This is a genomic window from Chitinophaga sp. (genome assembly GCF_036569125.1).
Taxonomy (GTDB): Bacteria; Bacteroidota; Bacteroidia; order Chitinophagales; family Chitinophagaceae; genus Chitinophaga.
In genome coordinates this window covers 1-5,215 of the sequence record NZ_DATCRF010000598.1, presented here as the reverse complement: position 1 = coordinate 5,215, position 5,215 = coordinate 1, and the positions used below count along the sequence as shown (strand labels likewise).

The window sequence follows — 5,215 nt, the reverse complement described above, 5'->3', positions numbered from 1 at the left end:
CAGGCTATCTATAATAAAATACATACTCGGTACTACAAACAGCGTAAGGATCATGGAGCTGGTAAGCCCGCCGATAATTACCCAGGCCATACCGTTCTTGATCTCAGATGCTGCGCCGCTTGCAATAGCTATGGGCAGCATACCAAACACCATGGCCAGGGTGGTCATTAATATAGGGCGCAGCCTTTCCTTACCTGCTTCTACCAGGGCCTCTTTTACACTATAGCCTTCCTCTTTCAGCTTATTGGTGAAGTCCACGATCAGGATAGCATTTTTTGAAACAAGTCCCAGCAGCATAATGATCCCGATAATGGTAAAGATGTTCAGCGTTTCCATCGTAAGCGCCAGGGCTAACAGCGCGCCAATAAGCGCTACTGGTATGGAGAACAGCACTACAAAGGGGTACACCGCATTTTCTTAGAGCGCCACCATAATAAGATACACCAGGATAATAGCGGTAAGCAGCGCCAGGCCCAGGCTGCCAAAGGCATCGCCCTGGTTTTTGGAATCGCCCAGGTAGGCTATGCTAATGCCATCCGGAATTTTTACAGCCTTCGCTTTCTCTTTGATCTCGCTGGTAACAGTGCCTGTTGGCCGCCCGGCCACATTGGCCTGTACGGTAATGGCGCCCAGGCGGTCTATACGCTGCAGGGTAGTTTCTCCCAGTGCTTCCCTTATTTCTGCAAACTGGCTCAGTAAGATCGTTTGCCCGTCGGCGTTAACAAAGGGCAGGTTGCTCACATTCTTAACATCAGAGCGGTTAAACTTGTCCAGGCTAACCAGGATGTTGTACTCATTGCCGGCCTGTTTGTACTGGCTTTGATCATTTCCGCTAAAGGAATTTTGAAGCGCGGCGCCTACCTGGCTGGCATTGAGGCCCAGCAGGCTCATTTTTTCCCGGTTCAGCTTAATATCTACCTCCGGTTTTTTGTCCTTAACGGAGAGCTTTACAAACTGTGTGCCCGGTACTGCTGCTATTATTTTTTTATAGGCTTCTGCAACCTCGCGTACCGCTTTGAGATCTACACCTTTTATGGCTACCTGTATGGGCGCATTGCTCACCCCTCCGGTTATAGAGGTGGCAGATGCGGTGAATTTAACACCGGTGATGGCGCCGCTTAGCTTTTGCTGCATAAAGGTTCCAAATTCTTCTGCTGATAAGCGGCGTTTTTTCTTGTCTACCAGCGTTAAGGTAAGCTCTGCAAGGTTGGCATTGCTGCTGGTACCGGCTACACTTCCGTTCACAAACCCGATGCTGGAAAATACTTTTTCCACTTCCGGCTGCTGCATAATTATTTTCTCTGCCTGCTGCACCAGCATATTGGTTTTATAAATGGTGGCCGTTGGTTCCAGCTCCATATTGATGATCAGGTCACTCTGGTCTGTTTTCGGGATAAAGGAAGCGCCGATAAAACCGGTTGGGATCAGTGCTATGGACCCGATGATGAGCAGTAAAGTGGCTGACAGGATCCACCTTTTCTTATGGAGCACTATTTCCAGCATTTTTCCATAACCTTCTTTCAGGTTATTAATAAAGTACTCAAAACCCAGGTTGAGCTTTCCCCAGAGCGTATTTTTCTTCAGCTCTTCCAGCTTACCGAAACGGCTTACCAGCAGGGGAGTGATGGTAAATGAAACAAAGAGGCTCATCAGGGTTGAGCATACTACCACCAGGGAAAATTCCCGGAGTATGGAACCGATCATTCCCCCGGCCAGCGCCAGCGGCAGGAACACCACCACATCCACCAGCGTGATGGAAAGGGCGGTAAAACCTATTTCATTCCGGCCTTCCAGGGCGGCTTTCCGCTTATCTGCGCCCATTTCCATGTGGCGGTAGATATTTTCCAGCACTACAATGGAATCATCCACCAAAATACCTACTACCAAAGACATGGCCATGAGCGTCATCAGGTTCAGGGAAAAACCCAGGAGGTACATGGCAATAAAAGTGGGGACAATGGATGACGGTAACGCCAACAGTACAAACATGGAACTTCTCATACTGTGCAGGAACGCCAGCATTACAACTCCTACGATCAGAATGGCCAGGCCCAGGTCTACTATTACGGCGTTTGCAGAATGCAATGTATAGATGCTCTGATCTGATGAAATATTGAATTTCAGGTCTCTGGATCTGTATTGTTCCTCTATGCGTGTAAATGTTTTTTTAACCCCGGCGCTTACATCCACCGCATTGGCATCTGTTTGTTTGATGATCTGTATACCAATGGAGGGGATACCGTTAATATGATTGATGGCCGTGGTTTCGGCCGTTGCGTCCACCACTTCCGCAACATCCCGGAGATAGATGGCCCCCTGGCCGGGAGCTTGCTTTATGATCAGGCTGCGCAGCTGATCCAGCGAGCTAACATTGGCATCATAGCGTATGGAAAGCTGCTGGTTCTTTGTTTCAATGCTGCCTGCGGGAAATGAAAGATTGGCATTACTAACAGCCTGCGTTATTTGTGTAATAGTAAGACCATAGGAATGCAATTTCTCCTGGTTAATATTAACCTGGATCTCGCGTTCATCGCCGCCAATAATATTCACCTGGCCCACACCCGGCACATTCTGCAGCACCGGTCTAAGCTGGTTATCTACCAGGTCGTACAGGCTGCGGGGGCTCATGGTAGCGGTTACCCCGGCTTTTATAACCGGGGTTTCTTCCGGGTTCACTTTGTTGATCTGCGGTCTTTCCGCATCATCAGGCAGGTCGTTAATAGTTTGGTCTGCCCTGCGCTGCACATCCCGTTCCGCCTTATCTATGTCGATGCCATTTTTAAAAGAGATGGTGATGATGGAAACGCTTTCCTGGGAAGTGGAGCTGATCTGGTCAAGCCCCTCAACAGAGGAAAAGGCATCTTCCAGCTTTTTGGTAACGGTTGTTTGCACTTCTGCTGCTGCTGCGCCGGGATAAAGGGTGCTCACAGAAACGGTTGGTACTTCTATTTTGGGAAGCAGGTTATAGTTCAGGCTAAGGTAACACTGCACCCCGAAAAGCGCCAGGACTGTAAATATAACGATCAGTAATAACGGCCTTTTAATGGCAATTTCGGTTAATGACATACGCCTGGTCTTTATTTTGAAATATTGATTAAGGAACCGTCTTTTAGATTGATCTGCCCGGAGGTGACCACCTGCTCACCCGGCTGCAGGCCTTCAATAACCTGGATATTGCTGCCATATTCACTACCGGTTTTTATGCTGCGTAAAACGGCTTTGCCATCTTTTACCACGTACACGGAAGCATCCTGGGTGCTTGCATTCAATGCCTCCCGTGGGATCAGCAGGATCTTTTGGGATGTCTTTTTAGAAAAATCGGCATAAACAGAAGTACCGGAACGTAAAGGCGCATTTTTATCATTGCCTGCGGTGATCTCTACCAGGTAGTTGTAAGCCTGGTTGGCCTGCGGGCTGATAAAAGTAACGGTACCTGAAAATGATCTGCCGGGATACACATCCGTGGTAAGCCTGATCTTTTCACCTAAAGCTACCTGGTACACTTCTGATTCAGTAAGGTTTACCTGCACTTTTAGCTGGGAGAGGTTTACAATAGTGGCTATCTCGGTACCGGCGCTTACATACATGCCTTCTTCAACGGATTTAAGACCAATAATGCCGCTGGTGGGCGCTTTGATGCTGGCGTCGGCTATCTGCCTTTCCAGCTGTGACGACTGGTTCACTGCATCGTTATAGTTCTGGCGGATCTCGTCTACCTTTTCCCGGGTGGCAGCATTCCCTGCCAGCAATTCCGAATAGGTGAGCAGATCGTTGCGAAGCCTGGCTACATTGGTAGCTGATTTCTGCAGGTCAAGCTGCAGCAGCCGGGAATCAATAACGGCCAGCGTTTGCCCCTGGTGTACATTGTCGCCCAGGTTAAAACGCAGCTGCTGCACGTTGCCGCTGCTTACCGATAAAACCTTTGCCTCCTTAAAAGGAGCCAGCATACCGGTTTTTATGATGCCTGTTTGCTGCACATTCTCTGTAGCGGTAGCAACGGTTACGGGTATACGGATATTTTCAACGGAAGCCGGCTGGTTCTTCTCATTGATCTTTCTTTTATTGGAAAACAGTTTGAGTACGATCATCCCGGTGATGCCAATACATACCAGGGTTATTATAAATTTTTGTTTCATGGCGCTTTAGAGTGAATTATAAAAGGTTTTCAATGTTCCTGCCGACTTTTCAAGGTCTATTTTAGCCAGGTAATAATTGTACAGTGAGTTCAGGTAGCTGTTCTGCGCTTCCCTGAGCGAGTGCTGTGTATTCAGCCAATCGGTAAGGTCAGTGATCCCCTTCTGGAACTGGAGGTCCGTAACCTTGAGCACTGATTCTGCCAGGGCAATATTCCGCTGGTCATTTTCCACGTTGGCCTGTGCCTGCAGCAGCTTGGTGCGGTTATTCCCGTATTCCATTTTATACTGTCCTTCGGCCAGCTTCAGCTTTTCCTCCGCATTTATACGGTTAATCTCCGCCTGCTTGTACCGGGCATTACGTTTATAGAAATCAAGAATGGGAATGGTGAGCTTCAGGCCTACGGCGGAAAACGGCAGCAGCGTATTATATGCTTCCTTCAGGTTATTGCCAAAGCCAACGGCGCCATAGCGGGCATAGCCGGTTAGCCTGGGAAGCGCTTCGGCCCTTATACGGGCCTGCTCTATTTGCAGCGCTTTTATATTCACCTGGGAAAGCCTGTAATCGACCCTTGCTGTTGGGGAAAAGTCCCCGGTGCTGTCTCCTGGCTGCAGGGCAGGGATCTCCACCGGTGTTGAAGTATTTACTGCAAGCTGCTCATTAATGGGATACCCCATTTCATATTTCAGATCGTTTTCCGCCAGCTGCAGGTTGCTTTCTGCTACGCGGATCTGGGAAATGGTATTGTTATAGTCAACGGTAACCTTATCCTGGTCTTTTTGCAATGCGGTGCCCTTACTTACCTGCAGGCGGTAGATGGCTATCTGCTTTTCATACGTGTCTTTATTGATCTGCAGCAGCTCTAACTGCTGCCGGTACACGAAGATCTGGAAGTAAGCAGTGCTGATGTTATAAATGATGGCTTCCTGGCTTTGCTGGATGTTAAGCGCTGCCTGCTGCCGGCTGTATTTATTGGCTTTGAGGCCGGTAAGCATGGACTGGTCGAAGAGCACCTGGTCCAGCTGCGCTGTAGCGTTGCTGCTATATTGCTTGCTTAAAGATACCTTTACATCGTTAGGAC

The 5,215-nt window shown here is 48.7% G+C and carries 2 protein-coding genes and 1 pseudogene; all 3 read right to left on the bottom strand.

Annotated features, from left to right (window positions below):
* A pseudogene (locus tag VIM87_RS22340) lies at positions 1-3,066 on the bottom strand (efflux RND transporter permease subunit); the annotation flags it as partial.
* 11 nt (positions 3,067-3,077) lie between these two features.
* Entirely contained in the window at positions 3,078-4,136 is a 1,059-nt protein-coding gene (locus VIM87_RS22335; RefSeq protein WP_331999153.1) for an efflux RND transporter periplasmic adaptor subunit, read from the bottom strand.
* Between the two features lie 6 nt (positions 4,137-4,142).
* Positions 4,143-5,215, bottom strand: a 1,073-nt coding sequence (locus VIM87_RS22330; RefSeq protein ID WP_331999152.1) for a TolC family protein, incomplete at its 5' end; no start/stop codon positions are given.

Bases quoted from the DNA above. Each gene is read 5' to 3' on its own strand.
- VIM87_RS22335 (WP_331999153.1), bottom strand. From the start codon at position 4,136: ATGAAACAAAAATTTATAATAACCCTGGTATGTATTGGCATCACCGGG.